Origin of the sequence: Paenibacillus sp. 1_12, from assembly GCF_900114475.1 — a bacterium.
Classification (GTDB): Bacteria; Bacillota; Bacilli; order Paenibacillales; family NBRC-103111; genus Paenibacillus_S.
Genome location: NZ_FOTE01000026.1, coordinates 37,963 through 60,096, shown reverse-complemented (window position 1 = coordinate 60,096; position 22,134 = coordinate 37,963). Strand labels below are relative to the sequence as shown.

Below are 22,134 nucleotides of genomic sequence, written 5' to 3'. Positions count from 1 at the left end.
TACTAATCGGTCGAGGGCTTATCCAAAGAAAGGTCTTGCAAGCGAAAGCGAGTGAGACGCGCTGCTCGAGCGCAATGCGAAGTTTCGGATCTAGTTTTCAGGGTGCAAACTCTGTTATGTAATTCTGTGAGTAAATTCATGTAGGAATATTAAGACGTGGATGGATATGTTCTCGCAGCGTTTTCGAAGAAGCAACGCTTCGAAAAATCCCGTTTGGTGATGATGGCGAAGGGGAACCACGCGTTCCCATCTCGAACACGACCGTTAAGCCCTTCAGCGCCAATGGTACTTGAACCGCAGGGTTCTGGGAGAGTAGGACGTCGCCAAGCAACATGAACAGCCTTTTTGGATGAAAATCCGAAAAGGCTGTTTTTTATTGAAGTATGGATCTTTTACTTTACACATGCAGAGAGAAGTTAATCTTAGCATGTGTATTTCTTAAGATTATGTATTTTTTATTCATATCATCGGCATAAACCAAATTCAAGATCCTGCTAAGCTATTGCGAGTAGCAGGAAGTATCTTTGTCACCCAGCTTCACGAAACCTTTGGACATGTGCTTTCGCAGACGAAACAATATGAGTAGTCGCGGCAGGAAGATCCATACATGAACCAAAAATAAGCTTATCATATCAATAGGTGCCCACGGATAAAAGCATCCAATAATCATGATTGTAATCCAAAATACTTGTAGTTGAAGGCCCCATAGACGCTTTAATCCTATGTGATTGGTTGGTGCCAAACCCAGCCATGGCATACGAAATTGAAATTGCCAATGGGTAAGTGGTCGTTTTTCTTTTAATGTGATATGCAAGTAGATGAGCAGGGCATGGAGCAGCGGAAGAAAAGCCATTCCCAATAATAAAGCATAGGGGCGTAGATGGATTAACTCCCAGACGAGGATGCTCAGAAGAAACCCCCAATAGATGAGATTGAGAATGGTACTGTAATGAATCCTTTTCAGTAGTCGGTAGTGGTATACGGTGGATTCTTTGGAAAGCTCTTGTTTATTCACGATAGCTTCACGCGTCCATTTCATAGAATTCGATTTCTTTGTTGAGAAGGGCACTGTAACAATAGTAGTGAGTAGTAAGCAGTAGATATGCATATTGCATTTATATATATCGGCAGCAATTCAAGAAATGTTAAGCCTTTGGAACCTTGTATAAGCTATATTCATAATGATATAGTATCCCGAGTTTAAGTTAAGAGAATACGGACATACTGATAGAAAAGAAGAATAGAGGTGAGTCTTATGGGAAAGGTTATCAAAGATTTAGAGGAAGCCCAAGGCTGCATCATCTGTGGACAGACAAAGGAACACGGTATCATGATTATATCCGAATTTATTTGCGAAGATTGCGAACATGAGATGGTACAAACGGACGTCATGGATGCCAAATACCCTTTTTTTATCCGCCAAATGAAGCGAATCTTTTACAAAAAAAACGCATAAGCTCTACTCCATGTATACAACAGCTCTCTTTCGACGGTAAAACGTTGGAGAGAGTCTTTTTGTTTGTTACAATAGATATATACTTTCACATGCCGACTGGAGAAACAATTTATGACAATAGATAAGAATAGAGCCCCACTCTTTGAGAGATTAATGAGACATGCCGAGCAATCCTATGTAAGTTTACACGTACCGGGTCATAAATCAGGGCAAGGCTTGGACCCAACTGCGCGTCCTTACTATGAATCTATAATGCGTCTGGATTTAACGGAAATATCCGGTCTGGATGATCTACATCATCCTGAGGAAGCGATTTTGGAAGCACAGCAGCTGGCGGCAGATTGTTTTGGCGCCGAGGAAAGCTTTTTTCTTATAAATGGAAGTACAGTGGGGAATTTGGCGATGATATTAAGTGTATGCCGCAGGGGAGACTTGCTGCTCGTCCAACGGGATGCCCACAAGTCTGTCATTCACGGTCTCATGCTCGCTGGTGCACGTGCAGTGTTTGTGAGCCCAGAGGTTGATCCATTAACGGGGATGACCCGTGGGCTGCGTCTGGAAGCGATACAGGAGGCCTTGGAGAAGTATCCCGAAGCAAAGGGGCTATTGGTGACACGGCCCAGCTATTATGGTATGGCGCTGCCGCTGCAAGAGATCGCCCAACTGCTTCATGAGCACGGACAGCTGCTGCTCGTCGATGAAGCACATGGGGCACATTTTGGCCTTCATCCTGCGCTGCCTCCATCTGCGCTGGCCTGTGGGGCTGATGCGGTAGTTCAGTCAACGCATAAGCTATTAACGGCCATGACGATGGGAGCGATGCTTCATGTACAAGGGGAGCTTATAGATCGAAATGAATTAAAACGTTATTTAACCATGCTGCAAAGCTCCAGTCCGTCTTATCCGCTCATGGCGAGTCTAGATCTCAGCCGTCGACAGATGCACACAGAAGGCAGTGAATTATTAGGAAAAGGAATTGAAGCAGTCGAAAAATTTACCAAAGGGTTGGAATTACTTAGTGACTTTACCCGACTTGATCCAATTTCGCTCCAGGAAATCAATTGCAAAGATCCTTTTAAAGTGACGATTAAAGATACACACCATCGATTAAGCGGCTTTGAGCTGAAGGATGAGTTGGAGGCGCATGGCTGCTTTGTGGAGCTGGCTGACCCGCAAGCCGTTCTGCTCGTATTTAGTCTGGCATCTACCGAACAGGATGTGCTCAAAGTTCTGAAGGCGCTAAAGGCGATAAGCCTGGCAATTAACGAGAAGACAGGGGAGATCAACAACGAAGAGATACTCCGCAGCTATTCCTCTACGGTGATGCCTGGTTTATCCAAGCCCGTTTCTTTTGATGAATCCAATGTTCGTCAGAAGGGTACGATTCAGGTGGCTTTAAAGGATGCGGAGGGTATGCTGTCAGCTGAAATGGTAGTGCCATATCCTCCCGGTATTCCGGTACTGTGTCCAGGGGAGCTGATCTCTGCCGAAGTATTGCGTTATTTAATGCAGTTGGTCGCCATGGGTGCACGCATTCATGGGTTAATTGATGGAGAGCCTCCTATGCTCACGGTGTTTAGCAGCGCCAAACCATAGGTGAAGGGATATTTTATTGAAAATGTGAGGTAATCATAAGGCAAACGATATATAATAGAAGAAACAGCTTTAAACGTGGTCAAAAAGTCGACTTTTCAGCACCGTGATGATTGCAAGAAGGTAAAGAAGATGCGGAGTTTAGGCGAACCTAAATGAGAACCACATTTCGAGCCCGAATGCAAGATTCGATGCCGAATAAGCTTCCGGTATGATCTCGTGATCCAAAGGGGATTTTTTTGAACAACCTCTTTGAAATCGATAAGTTGTGATTAATAAGTATTGGAGTAAACACGATGTATAAAGGATTTTTCATTACAACTGAGGGTTGTGAGGGCGCAGGGAAGACATCGATCATTAGACTGCTCACCGACCATTTATCTGCTTTGGGTTATGAAGTCATGACGTCTCGTGAGCCGGGGGGCATTCAAATTGCCGAACAAATCAGAGCGGTTCTTCTAGATACGCAAAATACCATGATGGACGGACGCACCGAGGCACTTTTATACGCGGCAGCCAGAAGGCAGCATTTGGTCGAGAAGATCGTACCGGCACTGCAGGCAGGAAAAGTAGTCATCTGTGATCGGTTTATTGACAGCAGCTTAGCCTATCAAGGTCACGCCAGGGGCTTAGGTATCGATGAGGTGTTGAGTATTAATCAATTTGCGATTGATCAGATGCTGCCCGATCTTACGATTTATTTGGACGTTTATCCGGAAGTTGGGCTTAAGCGGATTCATGCTAATAATGAGAGGGAAATCAACAGACTCGATTTGGAGGAGCTTGCTTTCCATCAAAAAGTGCGTGAGGGCTATTTAATACTGACGGAGCGTTTCGCGGAAAGAATCGTGACGATAGATGCTAATGTGGAAATCGATGCAGTCTTTAAGCAAGTGAAAGCAGCTATTACTCATTTTCTAGAAAAATAGTCCGTTTTTCGCTCGTTTTCGATGGTTTTTAGCGTGTTGCAGCACTTGGCATTGCAGGAATTGTACACATCGATGTCAAATTAATATAGAGTGGGAGAACATATTTCACGAGGAGGTTGATGCTAATGAAATTAGTTATTGCCGTTGTCCAGGATAAGGATAGCAATCGTCTTTCCAATGCCTTAATCAAGGAAGGATTTCGTGCAACCAAATTGGCCAGTACAGGCGGATTTTTGCGAGCAGGGAATACAACCTTTATGATCGGTATCGAAGACGAGCGCATTAGCGATGTGATGCAGGTTATTAAAGCCAATTGCAAGATTCGTGAGCAAATGGTTACTCCTGTGTCCCCGATGGGCGGAACGACCGATTCCTATATTCCTTTCCCTGTCGAAGTACAGGTAGGCGGAGCCGCGGTGTTCGTGCTTCCTGTTGAAAGATTCGAGCATTATTAAAGAAGAAGGGTGGACGCGGAGTGAAAATTAATCCGGGCTGGCGACCTTTCGGCAAAGAAATTCAACGTATGGAAAATACAGCTTCCCAGCAGCTGCAGCAGAAGTCTTTCTCTGATATGATGCAGCAGCAAAATGAGGGAGCCAATCAGGAACAGCTTCAACGAATTTTGCAGGAAATTCAAATGCAAGGTGATCGTCTAAGCAAATCCATGACGGTACGCGAGTTACGTCAATATAAATTGCTAGTAATGAGGTTTTTGGAGGAAACGGTGCGTCGGGGTGTCCAATTGCGTGATACACGGGGCTGGGACCGACGCGGCCGCTCCAAACGCTACAAGCTGCTGGAAGAGGTTGATCAGGAGCTGCTGACGCTTGCAGATGAGATGCTGGAGAGTGAGCAGGGACGGATCGATATTTTACACAAAATTGGCGAGATCAGGGGTATGCTCATTAACCTTGTATTTTAAATCGCTTGGAACCGACCCGCTTTTAAATATTATAGTAGGAAAGGATTTTACAGACCGAGATGTCTATTGAATCCATAGCTGGACAAGAACGAGTCAAGCGCATATTGCAAAATAGCTTGCGGACGGATAAAGTGTCCCATGCCTATATTTTTACAGGTCAGTATGGAACAGGGCGCAGGCAGATGGCACTTGCCTTTGCACAAGCCCTTTATTGCAAGGTGCTGCCTTATGACGGTTGCGGAGAATGCCTGGACTGCCGCAAGGTTGAACACGGAAATCACCCGGATCTTCATTGGGTCAAGCCGGACGGAGCTTCGATCAAAATCGAGCAGATTCGTGAGCTGCAAAAGCAGTTCGCGTATCGTGCAGGGGTTTCCGGTTTAAAGATGTATGTACTGGAAAATGCCGATACGATGACCGTGCAGGCTGCCAACAGCTTGCTGAAATTTTTGGAAGAACCAACTTCTCGGGTAGTAGCCATTTTGATTACCGATAACGGTCAAGCCTTGCTGCCTACGATTCGTTCAAGAGCGCAATGGGTGCCTTTTGCACCGCTCAGCCGTGATTTGATGGTATCCATGCTTCAATCGGAAGGACATCCGTCCTTTTTGATCCAGCTGGCCGTTCGTTTGGCCGCAGGAACCGAAGCAGCACGAGAACTGATTCAAGGAAATGGGTTTGCAGAAATTAGAAACCTAGTGATACAATTAGCAAGGGAAAGCTTGACCCGGCTTCCCACATCCATGCTGACTGCGCAACAGAAGCTGGCCAAATCGGAGCTTACCGACCAACTGCCATTATTTATGGATATGCTCATTTTGTGGCTGAAGGATATGGTACGATTAAGTTTGGGTAATCACAATGAGCTGGTTTTTACAGATCAAACCGATTGGATGGGCGGACAGGCCTTGAATTACGATATGAAGCACTGGGTCCGCTGCATGGAGCAGGCGATCGAGCTGCAAAAAAGGCTTCGTTTCCATGCAAACCCGCAGCTGGTGCTTGAAAAAATGTTGATGCACTTGAAGGGGGTGTAACATGTACTCGGTTGTAGGTGTACGCTTTAAAAAAGCTGGGAAAATTTATTATTTTGATCCTATCGATCTTCCGGTTGATAAAGATAGTGCTGTCATTGTTGAAACGGCTCGTGGAATTGAATATGGAAAAGTCGTCATCGGTAAGCGCACGGTTAAAGAATCGGATGTGGTTTTGCCGCTAAAAAAAGTAATACGGATAGCGGATTATACGGATGCGCAGCTGGTGGAAGATAATAAATCGGCAGCCAAAAATGCATTCGCGCTCTGTCAAGAAAAAATTAAGGATCATCAGCTGAAAATGAAGCTGGTTGATGTTGAATATACATTTGATCGCAATAAGATCATTTTTTACTTTACAGCCGAAGGAAGAGTGGATTTCCGGGAGCTGGTAAAGGATTTGGCTGGTGTGTTTCGTACACGAATTGAACTCAGGCAGATTGGTGTTCGTGACGAAGCCAAAATGCTCGGGGGAATTGGTCCATGCGGACGTATCCTATGCTGTTCTTCTTTCCTTGGTGATTTTGAGCCCGTCTCCATTAAAATGGCAAAGGATCAAAATTTATCATTGAATCCAACGAAAATATCCGGGCTTTGCGGCCGGTTAATGTGCTGCTTAAAATATGAGCACGATAATTACGAAAGTGCCAAAGAAGATGTGCCGCGTGTCGGTAGCAATGTGATTACATCGCTGGGCAATGGTCGAGTAGTATCGTTGAATATGAACGAGCGTACCGCAAAAATTCAAGTTTATGATTTGGGTAAAGTAATGGAGCTTTCTTTTGACGATGCGGTTGAACAGCATTAATGGTAGTTCTAGTTCAAGCTTTCTTGAGGTGAACGCGTGGATAAAAGAAATGTATTTGTGCAAATAGAGCAGATTGAAGAACAGATGGGTACGATATACGGCGAGCTTGGTCAGATGAAGCGGCAAATTGTCGAACTTCTTGAAGAAAATAAACGTCTGAGTATAGAAAATCAGCAGCTGCGCAAGCTGATGAAGATGGACACTTTACCGGCTGAGGTTATCGTGCCGCAAGCACCTATTACACCGGCACAGGCTAAAGAGCTTACAGGTGAAGGTTATGACAACCTGACGCGACTGTACCAAGAGGGGTTTCATATATGTAATGTCTATTATGGGCACTTGCGGACAGAAGGGGATTGCTTGTTCTGCTTATCTTTTCTTAATAAATAATCAGCATAGAAATGCGCATGCGATGAAGTGATAAACTGTAAATAAAACCGCCGTAGGGGAGCAAGCTTCTCTACGGTTTTTTTAGAAAGAGGAACAATATGGATAAAGTGTTTGTGCATGCCAATGAAAGAGTCGATGATCTGCTTACTAATGATTTAAAAATTATTCAAAGTGATGAAGTGTTCAGCTTTTCGCTGGATGCCGTATTATTGGGGCGCTTTTGCTATACCCCACCTAAGGGACGGATGATCGATTTATGTACAGGTAACGGGGTAATCCCTTTGCTGCTCAGTACAAGGACCAAAGCCTCCATTGTCGCCATCGAAATACAGGAGAGACTGGCGCATATGGCCGAGCGTAATGTGAAGCTGAATGGACTGGAGCAGCAAATCCGAATTATCCATGGCGATTTGAAGGATGCCTGCACGGAACTGGGCCATGGGGCTTTTGACGTTGTTACCGTTAATCCGCCGTATTTGCCGATTCAGGACGGAGAGCAAAATAGGAATGAGCATTTTGCTGCTGCTCGGCATGAGGTGTTTTGTACATTGGAGGATGTTGTTAAGGTCAGCAGTAAACTGGTGCGTGCCGGAGGAAGGGTCGCGATGGTCCATCGACCAAGTCGCTTAGTTGATATTTTTTGTACGATGCGTGCCTACAAGCTGGAGCCGAAGCGAATCCGCTTCGTTCATCCACGTGCTGGGGAAGAAGCTAATATGGTGCTGATTGAAGCACATAAGGACGGCAAACCAGAGCTAAGGACGCTGCCGCCGCTGCTGGTATACAAAAATAAGACAGATTATTGTGATGAGCTCATGGAGCTGTATTATGGCCGACGTGATGAGCTGATTCAACAACCTGAGAACTGAAGAGGAAATCATAATGAATATTCAAAAGAGCTATGGGCAAGAAAATGGATTTGGGAAGCTGTATCTGGTAGGTACCCCGATTGGTAACCTGGAGGACATGACATTCCGTGCCATTCGTATATTGGGGGAGGTGCAGTGGGTTGCTGCTGAGGATACAAGACAAACCAGAAAGCTGATGACACATTTTAACATTCCCACAAGACTTGTCAGCTATCATGAGCATAATAAGCACGCCAGCGGGCCGGAATTGATCCGCTTGTTGAAAACCGGTGATTCTATCGCTCTGGTCAGTGATGCCGGCTTACCGGCTATCTGTGATCCCGGATCGGAGCTGGTTAAGCTGGCCATAGAGGCTGGCGTTGATGTCATTCCAATACCAGGTGCGAATGCCGCCTTATCGGCTTTGATCGTTTCGGGTTTGTCTACGGAGCGTTTCACGTTCCTGGGCTTCCTACCGCGTGACAAAAAGTCATTGCTTCAAGAGCTTGAGCTGCTGAAGCCTAAGAAGGAAACTCTGATTTTTTATGAATCACCACATCGAATTGTTAAGACTATTGAAGCTATGTTAACGGTATGGAATCCCGAGCGTCAAATGTGCTTGATGCGCGAGCTGACCAAGAAGTATGAGGAGGCTGCAAGAGGCACTGTAAGCGAATGCCTTGAATTTCTTGTGGAACACGAGCCCAAAGGCGAGTATTGCATCATTGTGGAGGGCAGCACGGCCTCCGAGGCTGTGGTGTCAATTGAATGGTGGGTATCCTATACCTTGCAGGAGCATGTCGAGCATTACGAAACGCAAGGCTCTGACCGCAAGGAAGCGATTAAACGTGCTGCCTCTGACAGGCAGATGCCAAAGCGAGAATTATATAACCTTCTACATAAAGAAGAATGATTCATTAAGAGAACGGATCGGTCATTCACCAATCCGTTTTTACTCCCAAAAAAAATCCCCGAGTCATAGAGTTATCTATGATTCAGGGACAAGAGGAGATATGAAAAAGGTTAGAATTACCTAAGTAAGAAGTGCTATCCTTATTATAAACTATTTTTCTTATTTTGTCACAGGTATTGGCATATCGGACAAACATTCGTGACAAATAATTTTACCTTTATAATAAGAAACATTTTCAGCATTACCGCAGAAGATACAAGCAGGTTCATATTTTTTGAGCATGATGCGCTCTCCGTCTACGTAAATTTCCAAAGCGTCTTTTTCGCCGATACCCAGGGTTCTGCGAAGTTCGATAGGAATCACAACTCGGCCCAATTCATCGACCTTTCTAACAATACCAGTTGATTTTAACATGTTATAAGTCCCCTCTCAAAAAAATAATCGTCATTATTCGACATAATTCTTATTTTCTATGATACCAACCATTCCCATAATAGTCAACAACAACTTGTCGATTTTTGACAATAAATATGTCGAATTCGTTCAAATTTGATTAAAAAAGATTAAAAATTGCTAAAATTTTCTTAATTCGATTTACGAAAGCTTTAAAGTACCTCATTTAGCCCATTAGTAGGTTTTAAAAATTGGAAATAATGATATGATATTATTCGACAAATAGGTTAGGTTTTTGTTTGTTTATGTCGAAAATTTAATGAAAGAGCAGGCGAAGTATAATGGCTCGTTTACTTCAAGAAGAAAAGGTATTTAAGGATCCTGTTCACAAATACATATATGTTCAGGATCAGACGATTTGGGATTTGATTAATACAAAGGAATTTCAGAGGCTCCGCCGCATCAGACAGCTGGGTACGTGCTTTTTGACCTTTCATGGTGCGGAGCACAGCCGGTTCTCACATTCACTTGGGGTCTATGAAGTGACTCGAAAAATCATATCGCAATTTGAGCGTAATCAATATGAGGATTGGCCGCGTGAAGAAAGGCTGCTCTCCTTATGCGCAGCGCTGCTGCACGATGTCGGCCATGGTCCCTTTTCGCATTCCATTGAAAAAACGTTTGGCACGCATCATGAGGAATGGTCATGCAGGATCGTGCTAGGTGATACCGAAGTTAACCGTGTGCTTAAACAGGTTTCAGCTACTTTTCCGGAGCAGGTGGCTGGCGTGATCTGCAAAACCTATCATAAGGAAATCGTGGTCAGCCTTGTCTCCAGTCAACTGGATGCCGATCGTATGGATTATTTGCTGCGCGACGCTTATTTTACAGGGGTCAATTATGGCACCTTCGATCTGGAACGTATTTTGAGAGTCATTCGTCCTTTTCAAGGTCATATTGTTGTGAAGGAAAGTGGGATGCATGCGGTTGAAGATTATTTAATGTCGCGCTATCAAATGTATTGGCAGGTGTATTTCCATCCGGTTACGCGAAGTGCCGAAATAGTCCTGCAAAAGGTATTCGGACGCGCCAAGCATTTGTATGAGGAGAATTACGAGTTTTCCTTCATGCTGCCACCACTATTAAGCTTATTCCGCAATACGTTGACGGTGCAGGAATACCATATGTTGGACGAGGCATTCATGCAGACGGTGCTGGCACAATGGTCGACAGAGCAGGACCCGATTTTGTCGGATTTATGCTCGCGGTTTCTAAACCGTCGATTGTTTAAATATGTGAAGCTTGAGCATCTGGATATTCAACAATTGGAAAAATTGCGTGTTGTGATGCAGGATGCAGGTATCGATCCGACCTTCTACATGGAAATTGATTTTCCATCCGATCTTTCGTATGATGTGTACCGACCAGGTGAACACGATGAAAACCTGCCGATACTGCTGCTGGATCAGCACCATCATTTGACTGAAATTTCGCAGAAGTCAGAAATTATCCAGTCGATCAGCGGCATACATAAAGGGCAATACCATTTGTATTTCCCTGAGGAGCTGCTGCAGGTGGATCGTCGTGCTATCCCCTCCGAGCTGCGAAGCCTGCTGGATGCGGAAGACTAATTATAGAAGGAGACAGATCAAGTATGCTAACCGACACACATGTACATTTGAATGCGCCTCAGTTCGATGAAGATCGACAGGAGGTAATACAACGCGCGTTTGACAACGGAATCAGTCGAATGATCAATGTCGGATTTAATAGAGAAACCATTCCAAGCTCGATCGCTTTGGCTGAACAATATGAATGTATTTATTCGACTGTTGGCTGGCATCCGCAAGATGCCAAAGATATGACACCTGAAGATTTGGAATGGATCGAGCAGCTGTGCAGACATCCCAAAGTTGTCGCTATTGGTGAAATTGGACTCGATTATTACTGGGATACGTCTCCTAAGGATGTTCAGGACGTAGTGTTCCGTCAACAAATCAGGCTTGCCCGCAAGCTGGGTATGCCCATAGCTATTCATAACCGAGATGCCCACCATGATATTATTCAGGTGCTGCGTGAGGAAAAGGCTGCTGAGGTTGGAGGTGTTATGCATTGCTTTTCAGGCAGCTGGGAAACGGCCAAGCAGTGTCTGGACATGAATTTTTATATTTCCTTCGGAGGACCCGTGACTTTTAAGAATGCCAAGCAGCCAAAAGAAGTTCTGGACAAGGTACCTCTTGATCGATTGCTGATCGAAACGGACGCACCCTATTTGACACCGCATCCTTACCGCGGCAAGCGGAACGAGACGGCTTATGTGAAATTAGTCGCAGAAGCTGCAGCTCAAATTAAAGGTCTCACGCTTGAGGAAATTGCACAAATTACAACCCAAAATGCGATTAGATTATTCGATCTAAAGTGAATCATTTCTGGGCGTAGAGAAGCCTTGTTTTTCTGGTTCAAAGGGATATTGCAAGTAAATATACACAGGAATAATGAAAATCAGAGATAAATAGGGTTTATATCGGTAAAACATCGAATTATGGTCTGATTTAAACGATATTCACCGTTTTTTGCCCTGTTTGTATACTTTACAAGTTCACACCGGAGAGCGTAAACTCAATATTAACTTAATACGATTACCAATTTTCCATTTTCGCTGAGTTTCCTAATGGGAAACGGGGGAACCAAAAAGTGATTTGCCTATTGCATTCAATGAGGCAAAAGTCACGATTTCTGGGGTGAATCTTTCGGATAGAATCACGCATGATTCAGTCCAAAGTAGGGCGACTCTCAAGTCCGAATCCGTCAGCTAACCTCGTAAGCGTTAAGAGAGAGGTAACGATTGTCGTGTACTTTATTTCATCATGCCGATGAAATAAGTTAATAAGTCACGGGAAGAGTCCTCTTCTCCGCTGACTTTTTTTGTGTTCTCCCGTCATTATAGCAGGGGTTCCGGAACAGGCCGACATCTTACACTGGGGAGGTGTTGAACGCACTCAGAAAGAACGATATGGAACGTAGATTGCAGCCCTTTAGTTTCTGGAAAAACGCGCATCGACTTTAATTGCGAGACCGAAGCCGTTTATACTCGTCTAACGAAAGATTGCAAAACCTAAACCATAGTCGCGTCAGATGAATCATGTGATACACTCGACGGCGGGGCTTTAAGGAGGACCGAATAAGTGGGAGCTATTGAGTATGAGCAACCCCATGTAAGACGATCATCCAGCATGTCCTTCGCATTGCGATGGAAGCATGAAAACTTGCGTTTGATTTCGATCGTTTCACTGATTTCAATCGCTATCGCTTTCATGTTTTTAATGATGTTATACGGCACGGCTACCAAACGGGTATCTGTGGTTGTCAATGGACAAGAATCAGTTGTGTATACCAAGCAATGGATTCTGCAACGTTTACTGGATGAACAGGGGATTTCTATTGGAGAGCATGATCGTCTCTCCGCATCGCTGGATGCAAAGGTGAATACGGGTGACCGGATTGCCATTGACCATGCGAAGCCGTTACAGCTTACAGCTGACGGAGAAATAAAAACCTTCTACACAGTGGCCAAAACTGTAGGAAGTGCCTTGCAGGAATTTAAAGTCTCCATCGGGGAGCTTGATAAGGTAAGTCCTGCGCTTGACACCGAATTATCAGAGACCGGTGTAGTTCAAATTGTCCGAGTTAAAAAAGAAAAAGAAGAGTTCTCGGAAAAGATCGCCTTTGATGTTGAGAAGAAAAGCGATGCACAGTTGCTTAAAGGCAAGGAACAGATTGTTCAAGAGGGTCAAGAAGGCGTCGTTGTAAAAACCAAAGAGAAGTTGTTTGAGGATGGAAAGCTGATTTCTGAAGAAGTAGTGGATGAAAAGGTTCAATCCGAGCGAGTTAACAAAATTGTTGCAATAGGAACGAAAAATCCGGTTACAGTTTTATCTGCGGCTTCACCTGGTATTCAGGAATTATCCAAGAGTGGTATGAAATTTAACGTGAAACAGGTTATAAACAATGTGACCCTGACTGCTTATTCAGCTGGTGCATCATCGACTGGCAAAAGCAGCGAGCATCCGCAATACGGGCTTACTGCGACAGGTACGAGAGTAATGGAAGGTCGAACGATTGCAGTGGATCCCACAGTGATTCCACTGGGCTGGTGGATATATATAGACGGGCTTGGATTCCGCAGAGCAGAAGATATTGGTAGTGCAGTCAAGGGGAACAAAATCGATGTTTATTTTGATAGCAACGATTACGCGAACCGCTTTGGCATGAAGCGAGGAAATACTATCTATGTAATCGGACCGAACAAGCCAACGTCGGACTAACAGTCGGCAATTGGGGCAGACTCATCATATATAGCTATATCGAATCACAGGAAGAGAAGAGGAAACCCTCTTCTTTTTTCTGCTTTGAAAGGTAAGGTGCAGGTGTGATTAAAGAAATGATTGTGGTGGAGGGTAAAGACGATACAACAGCAATCAAACGCGCTGTCGATGCTGAAACGATTGAGACCGGAGGCTCTGCGATTAACAAAGATATTATCCGGCGGATCAAGCTGGCACAGCAGCGGCGGGGAGTCATTGTGTTTACCGATCCTGACCACGCGGGAGAACGAATACGCAAGATCATTACAGCACAGGTCCCTGGATGTAAGCATGCCTTTATAACGCGTGAGGATGCGACCAGTAAAGGGGATATAGGCGTCGAGAATGCTTCAGCCGATACGATACGAAGAGCGCTTGAGAACGTGCGTACCGATTATGAAGCGGCCGAGTCGGATATTACGCTTGAGGATTTGATGACAGCAGGTCTGATCGTTCACCCCCAAGCGGCAGCGAGACGGATGGAGATGGGCAAACGGCTTGGTATAGGCTATTGCAATGGAAAACAGTTTTACAACCGTTGTCGGATGTTTCGAATTACACGTGAAGAATTTGCAGCTGCCTGGCAGCAACTTGAACAAGAAGAGGGCTGAAGGATGGATACGAACCAATGGACAGAGCAAGAGGATATTGCCTCACCTAAAAGAACCAATGATTTGCTAAAAAAACATAAACTCGTATTAAAAAAGAGCTTGGGCCAAAATTTTTTGGTGGACCCGAACATTTTACATAAGATCGTCAGTTCGGCAGACCTGGATGCAAGTAAAGGTGTGTTAGAGATCGGTCCGGGTGTTGGAGCTTTGACGCAACAGCTAGCCAAAAAAGCGGGTAAAGTTGTAGCTATTGAGATTGATCAGCGGCTGCTGCCGCTGCTTACAGAAACCTTAGCGGTGTATGCTCATGCGAGCGTTATTCATGGTGATATTTTGAAGGTCGATCTCCAAACGTTATTTCGTGAACAATTTGAGGGCTTTGCACAAATAAGCGTTGTGGCCAATCTTCCCTATTACATTACGACCCCGATTATCATGAAGCTGCTCGAAGAGAAGCTGCCTCTTGAGTATATCGTTGTCATGATTCAAAAAGAGGTAGCCAGTCGGATGTCGGCAAAACCCGGCGGCAAGGAGTATGGCAGTCTGAGTATCGCTGTACAGTATTACTGTGAGCCTGAGGTAGTTACGATTGTTCCGAAAACGGTGTTTATCCCTCAGCCAAACGTAGACTCCGCTGTCATCAGACTTAAAGTTCGTGAAAAACCGGCTGTTGAGGTCGAGGATGAGGCTTTCTTTTTTGATGTGGTCCAAGCCTCGTTCGTTCAGCGTAGAAAAACGATCTATAATAACTTGGCAGTTCGCTATTTCACAAAAGAAACAAAGGGACAGCTGGAGGCTATTTTGACGGAGGCGGGTATTGACCCTGTGAGGCGTGGTGAAACGCTATCTATGGAGGAGTATGCCCGTTTAAGCAGCTGTTTGTCCAAAGCTCTGGGAAGAGCGTAAATCGCCTGTAAATCGAAGCTGTACTCGGTATTCACCAATGGCTTAGGTACGCCATAAGATACACGAGGAGGCGATTGCCCATGAAACAGGGAGATCTGGTTACTCGTAGATCTTATGATAATGATATTGTGTTTAAAATTCAGGATGTCGTGCAGCGGCAGGCTCTCCTAAGGGGAGTGGATTATCGGTTGCTTGCTGATGCGCCTCTGAGTGACCTGCTAAGTGCTCCACAGCTTGATCCCTATCCAACCGTAAGCAGAGTGAATCCTCCTTGGATGAACATGATCCGCAGTAACGAGGCTCAACAAATGTTATTGCCCTCTGCGGAACCGCTTGGAGGGAAGGCAAAGCCTAATGACAGTATAGCTATGAAATATTTTGAAATTCCAGGCAAGGTGCTTCATTTGGACGGAGATCCCTCTTACTTACGAAAGTGCATGAACCTCTACGGAGAGCTTAGAGTGCCAGCAGAAGGCTTTTATGTGTCAGAGATCAAGATGGCCGAGGCCTTATATCGTCTGCTGCCTCAGACTAAGCCGGATATTCTCGTCATTACAGGCCATGATGGCATTCTTAAGAATCGCAGGAATGGGGATATCAACCAACTGAACAGCTACAAAAACTCATATCATTTCGTTCAGGCTGTCAAAGTGGCTAGACAATATGAAAAAAATAAGGATGAACTAACCATTATTGCTGGAGCTTGTCAGTCCCATTTTGAAGCGCTGCTGCAGGCGGGTGCGAATTATGCCAGTTCTCCGGCCCGTGTGCTGATTCATGCGTTAGATCCGCTCTGTGTGGCGGCTAAGGTTGCCTTTACGCCGATTCGCGATACGGTTAATGTGGCAGGCGTTATAGGGTTGACCCATAGCGGATTTGAAGGAATGGGCGGCATTGAATCGCGCGGCAGCTTTCGCAGAGGGGTTCCTCAATTTCAATAGAATGGATGAGCAGAGACGCCTTAGGGCGTTTTTTTCTTGGAGCAATTCATACAAAATAAGACCGCTACTGTAATATTGACATTTCTGTGAACACAAACAATCTTTTTCATACCTAAAACTAACTAAATTAAGCAAATATGCCGTTGACAACAGCTTTGGACCACTGCTATAATATTTAACCCCATTTGACATAACCCCACTAATGCAGTATACTTTAGTAAGAAAGAGGTGGAGTGGTCAAATGGCTAAAAATGCGCTATTGGATATCAAACGCAGTTTGGAACCTCATGTCGGACAAAAAATCATGTTAAGAGCAAATGGTGGTCGCCGTAAAACGATTGAACGTTCCGGTGTGTTAGAAGAAACCTACCCATCTGTTTTTATTGTGAAGCTTGATCAGGAACAAAATGCCTTTAAACGGGTTTCATACAGTTATGCAGATATTCTCACGGAATCCGTCGAAGTTACGGTGTGTCAAGCTGACGGAGAAGTACGGATTGCTATACATCAATAAATATACATAAACAGCATGCCCCAGTGGGTATGCTGTTTTTTGTTAGAATGATCGTATGAGAGCGGGGCAATGGGGGGATACTACAACCATCTTACCGAGAGGGAGGGTTCCGTATGTCACGCAGAGGCCGAAGTCGTGGAGTAATGTCAGAAGGGTTTAAGTATGAGCTTGCAAAAGACTTGGGTTTTTATGAGACTGTACAGCGAGAAGGCTGGGGCGGTATACGTACTCAGGACGCGGGGAATATGGTGAAAAGAGCTATTCAAATCGCCGAGCAGGCTTTAAAGCAGCAATCACAACCGCCGTTTAGATGAGCCATTGACGAATCAATTTCAAGCTGGAGCATGCATTAAGCGGCTTTAGCTTTTTTTTGTTCGTTTTTTGGTATAGTATAAACATATAGAAGCATAGAGCCGCAAAGAAGGTGTCGTTATGAAGGTTTTTGAGAAGGCTCCGGCCAAAATTAATTTGTTATTGGATGTTTTACGTAAGCGCGAGGATGGATATCATGAGGTAGAAATGATTATGACGATGGTCGATTTGTCCGACAGAATCGAGATGCAGGAACTGCCCCGTGACACGATTATCATTTCCAGTCAAGCCGGCTATATACCGCTGGATGAGAAAAATTTGGCTTTTCAGGCGGCTCGGTTGATTAAGGACCGTTATGATGTGAAGCAAGGCGTTTACATACATTTGGATAAAAAGATACCGGTATCTGCTGGCCTTGCCGGCGGAAGCAGTGATGCAGCAGCGACGCTGCGTGGATTGAACAGGCTATGGAAGCTGAATATTCCTGCCGAAGAGATGCAGGTTCTTGGAGCTGAGCTGGGCTCGGACGTGCCTTTTTGTGTAACTGGAGGGACGGCGATTGCTCGCGGCCGCGGTGAGAAGCTGGAGCCAATTGAGGCGCCACCGCAATGCTGGGTTGTGCTTGCCAAGCCGCCGATCAATGTATCCACCTCAGAGATCTATGGAAAGCTGCGTGCCAATCAGATCAATCATCATCCTTCAACGTCTGATGTGCTGGAGGCGATTCGTTTGAAGCGGTTTGATTTATTGTGCGAGCGGATGGGCAATGTACTGGAAGAGGTCACACTGGATCTTTACCCAGAGGTTAGACAGTTAAAGGAATGCATGGTTAGACTGGGTGCGGATGGCGTCCTGATGTCGGGCAGCGGTCCGACTGTATTCGGACTTGTCTCCAGGGAAGCGAAAGTACCGAGAATATACAATGGCTTGCGCGGATTTTGCAAAGATGTGTACGTCGTTCGTCTTTTGACTTAATTAGGAGTGGCGATGGCTGCAGAAATCATGAATGTTAGTTCTATGTGAGAATAAATTTCATGTGCATCTTGAATAAATACGTATAAAAATGGTATATTCTCATTATAATATTCGGATTTTAATGAATTTTCCAGAAGGGGGTGCACCAATGAAAAAAATGAAAAGAAGTGCAAGGTTGGTCGAAATGACGCAATACTTGCTTTTTCGCCCCCATACACTGATTCCTCTAACTACATTTGCCGATCGGTATAATTCAGCAAAGTCTTCGATCAGTGAGGATTTGGCGATCATTAAAGAAGTATTTGAGGAGGAGCGGCTTGGCGAGCTGCTGACGCTGGCTGGAGCAGCCGGAGGGGTTAAATTTATTCCTAAGGTATCGAAAGCGTACTCTTTGCAATTTATACAAGGGATTTGCCGACAACTAGAGCAGCCGGAGCGTATCCTGCCTGGCGGGTATATGTATATGTCGGATATCATGGGGCAACCGCTAATTTTAAATGAAGTTGGCAAAATGTTTGCAACTGCATTTGCCTCGAAGGATATCGATGTAGTGATGACCGTTGAGACGAAGGGAATACCGCTTGCTTATGCAACGGCAACGTTTTTGAATTTACCTGTCGTTATCGTTCGGCGTGATAATAAGGTGACTGAGGGCTCGGCGGTTAGTATTAATTATGTGTCAGGTTCCAATAAACGGATTCAGACTATGTCCTTGTCGCGTCGGGCGTTGAAGGAAGAGTCACGCGTATTGATCATTGATGATTTTATGCGTGTTGGTGGTACCGTTCATGGGATGATGGATTTATTGCAGGAGTTTAAAGCGACAGTCAAAGGTGTTGGGGTGTTCGTTGAATCCGGTGAGGTGGAAGAGCATCTTGTAGAAGAATATGTTTCGCTAGCCAAGCTGTCGGGTGTGGATCCACGTACGAAACATATAACCGTAGAACCTGGTAACTATTTTTCAAATGGAGAGTGATAAGACATGACCTTACATACAATCGCAACCGATAAAGCACCAGCGGCCATAGGGCCTTATTCACAAGCCGTCCAATTCGGCAATCTATTGTTTACATCCGGGCAAATTCCGCTTGGACTTGACGGACAAGTTGTTGAGGGTGGGATTGAAGAGCAAACCCATCAAGTATTTCGCAATCTGGAGGCCGTGTTGGCTGAAGGTGGCGCAAGATTCGATACTGTCATCAAAGCAACCGTTTTCTTGAAGGATATGAATCAGTTCGCGAAAGTGAATGAGATCTATGCAGCGTACTTCGGAACGCATAAGCCATCCCGCTCTACCGTGGAAGTAGCACGCTTGCCGAGGGATGTTTTTGTCGAAATAGAACTGATTGCAGCGATAATTGTCGAATAATTTATAATAAAATATTAATTTAAAAAAATAGTAAAATTGTTACAAAAAAAAGAAGGATTTAGCACCAAAATGTGGAATTTAAACACCAAGTCTTCTCAAGATGTGAAAAGGTGGTGAACACTAGTGCAAATTACAGACGTAAGACTCCGTCGGGTTAACTCCGAGGGAAGAATGAAAGCCATCGCTTCCATTACCATTGATAACGAATTTGTCGTTCATGACATTCGAGTTATTGACGGAAATAACGGAATGTTCGTGGCGATGCCCAGCAAGCGTACACCGGATGGAGAGTTTAGAGATATCGCTCATCCTATTTCTTCAACTACACGCGAAAAAATCCAAGCTGCTGTTCTGGCAGAGTACGATTTGGCCGCGTCTGAAACAGAAGAAGAAGCCGTTATCGTTGAAGGAGCATAATACGTATTCCGGGGAGCCTTTCGAGGCTCTCTTTTCTTTTGGTACGGATTCATATAAAATTGAAGGCAAAACACGTTCAGGGGAAATGGAGTTGGCGGATTTGAGTATTATGGGGATTGTACTTGCAGCAGGGCAAGGGAAACGAATGAAATCTAAATTGTATAAGGTGCTTCACAAGGTATGCGGCAAGCCGATGGTGGGACACGTTGTCAGTGCCTTGGAACAAATAGAAGCCAAGCGGATGGTTGTTGTTGTCGGACATGGAGCTGATTCCGTTAAATCGTATTTGGGTGAGCGTGTTGAATATGCGATGCAGGAGCAGCAGCTGGGTACCGGACATGCTGTTCTTCAAGCGGAGGCACTGCTTGGAAAAGAAGAGGGGCTGACCGTAGTATTGTATGGAGATACGCCGCTCATTACCCACACCTCCTTACAGGAGATGATTAAGTCTCATCAGGAAGCAGGGGCGGCAGCAACGGTAATGACCGCGATCATGGAAGATCCTACGGGTCTTGGAAGAATTATTCGCGATTCCAGCGGCAGACTAGCAAGCATTGTTGAGCAGAAAGACTGCAATGATGAGGAGCGGGCTATTAAAGAGATTAATTCAGGAATGTATTGCTTTACAAACCGGAAGCTTTTTGATGCCTTAAATAAAGTAACCAATCAAAATGCCCAAGGGGAATATTATTTAACAGATGTAATTGGTATTTTGGTTGGTAATAAAGAAATTGTACAGGCTTACTGTACACAAGACGCCATGGAAACGCTGGGTGTGAATGATAAAGTGCAGCTGTCAGAGGCTGAACGGATCATGCGTGCGCGTATTAATAATAACCATATGCTGGCAGGGGTTACACTGTTGGACCCTTTAGCTACCTATATCGAGGCAGATGTACAGATAGGTGCAGATACGATTGTGGCACCGGGCAGTGTTATTCGGGGCAAGACAGTCATTGGAGAGGATTGCTACATTGGTCCGCAGGCTGATATTACGGATAGTATTATTGCTGACGGTGTTCAAGTGAAGTATTCAGTGCTGTCAGAGGCTGAGGTAGGCAACGCGACGGCTATTGGACCTTACGCTTATTTGCGTCCAGGCGCTAAGCTGGGATCGAATGTGAAGATCGGCGATTTTGTCGAGATTAAGAATGCGACACTGGCCGACGACGTTAAAGTTTCCCATTTGAGTTATATCGGGGACGCTATTGTTGGAAAAAATGTGAACTTTGGCTGTGGAGCGATTACAGTTAATTATGACGGATTTAACAAACAATTGACTGAGGTAGGCGACGATGCATTCATCGGAAGCAATGTAAATCTAATTGCCCCATTGAAGATTGGCAAGGGCGCCTATGTGGTTGCAGGCTCAACCATCACACATGACGTCGAGCCTAATGATGTGGCTATCGCACGTGAACGTCAGGTTAATAAAGCAGGTTATGCAGACAAGCTAAGAAGCAAATTCAGTGAGAAGAAGAAGCAATCGAAGTCCTGAGTAGCAGGGCAAGGGAGTGATGTTACTTAAGCTGTTAGGATGGAATCGGCCATGGGTGATTGATTTTCTTTAATTTTGGGTAATGTAATACCATATCCGCAAAATTATCGAAAGTTGAAGGAGGCACAACCCGTGGTAATAGCATTGAAAGCAGAAGCACGGAAAGGTACAACCAAGTCTGAGCGCAAAGGCTTGCGTTCAAATGGAAAAATTCCTGGTGTCATTTACGGCTCGAGAATAATTAGTAAATCTATCGCAATCGATGAAAAGCAATTATTGGCACTGCTTCGTTCTCACCCTAATGCTATTGTTGAAATGGATGTGCCTGAATTAGGCAAACAGTCTGTGATGATCAACGAAGTTCAACGCGACGCTTTATCCAAACATGTGGTGCATGTTGATTTTCATCAAATCAATATGAATGAGCCCGTTACAGCAACTGTTCGTTTGGATTTCCATGGAGACTCGATTGGTGTTAGGGAAGGCGGTATTCTGCAAATCCAGCATCATGAAATTTCCATTCGTTGTTTACCGGATGACCTTCCTGAATCGATTGAAGTGGATATCAGCGAATTGGAAGTCGGCAAAAACATTCTGGTTTCCGAGCTGAAGGTATCCAGCAAGCTGGAAATCAAGACCGACGAGCATGATGTGCTGGTTTCGATTTTAGCACCTCAAAAAGCAGAGGAAGAAACGGAAGCTGAACCAGCGGATGCATCTGGCGCTGCAGCGGCGGCTGATGCCAAAGCTGAGGATGAGAAATAAGCGACTGCAGGAGTCTGAGAAATTCCTTAAATTCAGAAGCGTATCGGATTGCGATTCGATACGCTTTTTCGCGTTCTTTTTTTAAGATGCTAGGATGATTTTATAAAAGGACAGCCCCATGTGCTGCAAAATCAAAGCCGGTTTGTGGTATGATAGGTATAGGAAATATGGAAAGC

Annotated in this window: 26 protein-coding genes, 1 rRNA gene and 1 riboswitch; of the genes, 25 read left to right on the top strand and 2 right to left on the bottom strand. The window is 44.9% G+C overall.

Annotated features, from left to right (window positions below; all coding sequences use genetic code 11):
- Window positions 1–212 precede the first annotated feature (212 nt).
- Window positions 213–329: ribosomal RNA gene (gene rrf, locus BM210_RS30470) — 5S ribosomal RNA — on the top strand.
- Between the two features lie 170 nt (window positions 330–499).
- On the opposite strand, the gene BM210_RS30465 is transcribed toward rrf, so the two are convergent.
- Window positions 500–1,039: a hypothetical protein gene (locus BM210_RS30465; protein WP_091176386.1), complete on the bottom strand. Its 540-nt coding sequence runs from the start codon at window positions 1,037–1,039 to the stop codon at window positions 500–502.
- Between the two features lie 216 nt (window positions 1,040–1,255).
- On the opposite strand from BM210_RS30465, the gene BM210_RS30460 reads away from it, so the two are divergent.
- From BM210_RS30460 to rsmI, 10 genes are all read left to right on the top strand, one after another.
- Window positions 1,256–1,456: a sigma factor G inhibitor Gin gene (locus BM210_RS30460; RefSeq protein WP_091176385.1), complete on the top strand. Its 201-nt coding sequence runs from the start codon at window positions 1,256–1,258 to the stop codon at window positions 1,454–1,456.
- Window positions 1,457–1,567: 111 nt separating this feature from the next.
- A complete protein-coding gene (locus BM210_RS30455; protein ID WP_091176383.1) occupies window positions 1,568–3,052 on the top strand; it encodes an aminotransferase class I/II-fold pyridoxal phosphate-dependent enzyme in 1,485 nt (494 codons plus the stop codon).
- 293 nt (window positions 3,053–3,345) lie between these two features.
- Window positions 3,346–3,978 (top strand): dTMP kinase, encoded by a 633-nt coding sequence (tmk, locus tag BM210_RS30450; protein WP_091176381.1) that lies wholly within the window; start codon window positions 3,346–3,348, stop codon window positions 3,976–3,978.
- Window positions 3,979–4,103: 125 nt separating this feature from the next.
- The gene (locus tag BM210_RS30445) at window positions 4,104–4,433 is read left to right on the top strand and encodes a cyclic-di-AMP receptor (protein WP_076237259.1); all 330 of its coding nucleotides are present in this window, start codon (window positions 4,104–4,106) and stop codon (window positions 4,431–4,433) included.
- 20 nt (window positions 4,434–4,453) lie between these two features.
- A complete protein-coding gene (locus BM210_RS30440; protein WP_091176380.1) occupies window positions 4,454–4,900 on the top strand; it encodes a YaaR family protein in 447 nt (148 codons plus the stop codon).
- A 59-nt stretch (window positions 4,901–4,959) separates the two neighbouring features.
- Window positions 4,960–5,937: a DNA polymerase III subunit delta' gene (gene holB, locus BM210_RS30435; protein WP_091176378.1), complete on the top strand. Its 978-nt coding sequence runs from the start codon at window positions 4,960–4,962 to the stop codon at window positions 5,935–5,937.
- A gap of 1 nt (window position 5,938) precedes the next feature.
- Complete coding sequence (locus tag BM210_RS30430; protein WP_091176377.1) at window positions 5,939–6,742, top strand: PSP1 domain-containing protein; 804 nt, start codon at window positions 5,939–5,941, stop codon at window positions 6,740–6,742.
- A gap of 36 nt (window positions 6,743–6,778) precedes the next feature.
- The gene (gene yabA / locus BM210_RS30425; protein ID WP_091176375.1) at window positions 6,779–7,132 is read left to right on the top strand and encodes a DNA replication initiation control protein YabA; all 354 of its coding nucleotides are present in this window, start codon (window positions 6,779–6,781) and stop codon (window positions 7,130–7,132) included.
- Window positions 7,133–7,230: 98 nt separating this feature from the next.
- Window positions 7,231–8,001 carry a tRNA1(Val) (adenine(37)-N6)-methyltransferase gene (locus BM210_RS30420; protein WP_091176374.1) on the top strand — a complete coding sequence of 257 codons (771 nt, stop codon included), beginning with the start codon at window positions 7,231–7,233 and terminating at the stop codon, window positions 7,999–8,001.
- Window positions 8,002–8,014: 13 nt separating this feature from the next.
- Window positions 8,015–8,893, top strand: coding sequence for a 16S rRNA (cytidine(1402)-2'-O)-methyltransferase (gene rsmI / locus BM210_RS30415; RefSeq protein ID WP_091176373.1), 879 nt, complete (start codon window positions 8,015–8,017; stop codon window positions 8,891–8,893).
- A gap of 159 nt (window positions 8,894–9,052) precedes the next feature.
- Here the strand turns inward: rsmI and BM210_RS30410 are convergent, their stop codons facing one another.
- Window positions 9,053–9,307 carry an AbrB/MazE/SpoVT family DNA-binding domain-containing protein gene (locus tag BM210_RS30410; RefSeq protein WP_076237273.1) on the bottom strand — a complete coding sequence of 85 codons (255 nt, stop codon included), beginning with the start codon at window positions 9,305–9,307 and terminating at the stop codon, window positions 9,053–9,055.
- A gap of 320 nt (window positions 9,308–9,627) precedes the next feature.
- Here BM210_RS30410 and BM210_RS30405 point away from each other — a divergent pair, with 320 nt between their 5' ends.
- The 14 genes from BM210_RS30405 (at window position 9,628) to BM210_RS30340 (ending at window position 21,958) form a co-directional block, all read left to right on the top strand.
- Window positions 9,628–10,917 carry an HD domain-containing protein gene (locus BM210_RS30405; RefSeq protein WP_091176372.1) on the top strand — a complete coding sequence of 430 codons (1,290 nt, stop codon included), beginning with the start codon at window positions 9,628–9,630 and terminating at the stop codon, window positions 10,915–10,917.
- 23 nt (window positions 10,918–10,940) lie between these two features.
- Window positions 10,941–11,708 carry a TatD family hydrolase gene (locus tag BM210_RS30400; protein WP_091176370.1) on the top strand — a complete coding sequence of 256 codons (768 nt, stop codon included), beginning with the start codon at window positions 10,941–10,943 and terminating at the stop codon, window positions 11,706–11,708.
- 225 nt (window positions 11,709–11,933) lie between these two features.
- Window positions 11,934–12,129: riboswitch (cyclic di-AMP (ydaO/yuaA leader) on the top strand.
- A 342-nt stretch (window positions 12,130–12,471) separates the two neighbouring features.
- Window positions 12,472–13,611 carry a 3D domain-containing protein gene (locus BM210_RS30395; RefSeq protein WP_091176369.1) on the top strand — a complete coding sequence of 380 codons (1,140 nt, stop codon included), beginning with the start codon at window positions 12,472–12,474 and terminating at the stop codon, window positions 13,609–13,611.
- Window positions 13,612–13,715: 104 nt separating this feature from the next.
- Entirely contained in the window at window positions 13,716–14,261 is a 546-nt protein-coding gene (gene rnmV, locus BM210_RS30390; RefSeq protein WP_091176367.1) for a ribonuclease M5, read from the top strand.
- Window positions 14,262–14,264: 3 nt separating this feature from the next.
- The gene (gene rsmA, locus BM210_RS30385; protein WP_091176366.1) at window positions 14,265–15,167 is read left to right on the top strand and encodes a 16S rRNA (adenine(1518)-N(6)/adenine(1519)-N(6))-dimethyltransferase RsmA; all 903 of its coding nucleotides are present in this window, start codon (window positions 14,265–14,267) and stop codon (window positions 15,165–15,167) included.
- 80 nt (window positions 15,168–15,247) lie between these two features.
- Window positions 15,248–16,108: a sporulation peptidase YabG gene (gene yabG / locus BM210_RS30380; protein WP_091176365.1), complete on the top strand. Its 861-nt coding sequence runs from the start codon at window positions 15,248–15,250 to the stop codon at window positions 16,106–16,108.
- A gap of 241 nt (window positions 16,109–16,349) precedes the next feature.
- Window positions 16,350–16,622 (top strand): biofilm formation stimulator Veg, encoded by a 273-nt coding sequence (veg, locus tag BM210_RS30375; protein ID WP_091176363.1) that lies wholly within the window; start codon window positions 16,350–16,352, stop codon window positions 16,620–16,622.
- 113 nt (window positions 16,623–16,735) lie between these two features.
- Window positions 16,736–16,936: a small, acid-soluble spore protein, alpha/beta type gene (locus tag BM210_RS30370; RefSeq protein ID WP_091176362.1), complete on the top strand. Its 201-nt coding sequence runs from the start codon at window positions 16,736–16,738 to the stop codon at window positions 16,934–16,936.
- A gap of 118 nt (window positions 16,937–17,054) precedes the next feature.
- A complete protein-coding gene (gene ispE / locus BM210_RS30365; protein WP_091176360.1) occupies window positions 17,055–17,909 on the top strand; it encodes a 4-(cytidine 5'-diphospho)-2-C-methyl-D-erythritol kinase in 855 nt (284 codons plus the stop codon).
- 148 nt (window positions 17,910–18,057) lie between these two features.
- A complete protein-coding gene (purR, locus tag BM210_RS30360) occupies window positions 18,058–18,885 on the top strand; it encodes a pur operon repressor (protein ID WP_091176358.1) in 828 nt (275 codons plus the stop codon).
- 6 nt (window positions 18,886–18,891) lie between these two features.
- On the top strand, window positions 18,892–19,278 hold the full coding sequence (locus BM210_RS30355; protein WP_091176356.1) for a RidA family protein: 387 nt from the start codon (window positions 18,892–18,894) through the stop codon (window positions 19,276–19,278).
- A 123-nt stretch (window positions 19,279–19,401) separates the two neighbouring features.
- Complete coding sequence (gene spoVG / locus BM210_RS30350) at window positions 19,402–19,695, top strand: septation regulator SpoVG (RefSeq protein WP_076237295.1); 294 nt, start codon at window positions 19,402–19,404, stop codon at window positions 19,693–19,695.
- 100 nt (window positions 19,696–19,795) lie between these two features.
- A complete protein-coding gene (gene glmU / locus BM210_RS30345; protein ID WP_091176388.1) occupies window positions 19,796–21,193 on the top strand; it encodes a bifunctional UDP-N-acetylglucosamine diphosphorylase/glucosamine-1-phosphate N-acetyltransferase GlmU in 1,398 nt (465 codons plus the stop codon).
- A 132-nt stretch (window positions 21,194–21,325) separates the two neighbouring features.
- Window positions 21,326–21,958 (top strand): 50S ribosomal protein L25/general stress protein Ctc, encoded by a 633-nt coding sequence (locus BM210_RS30340; protein ID WP_091176355.1) that lies wholly within the window; start codon window positions 21,326–21,328, stop codon window positions 21,956–21,958.
- Window positions 21,959–22,134: the final 176 nt, after the last annotated feature.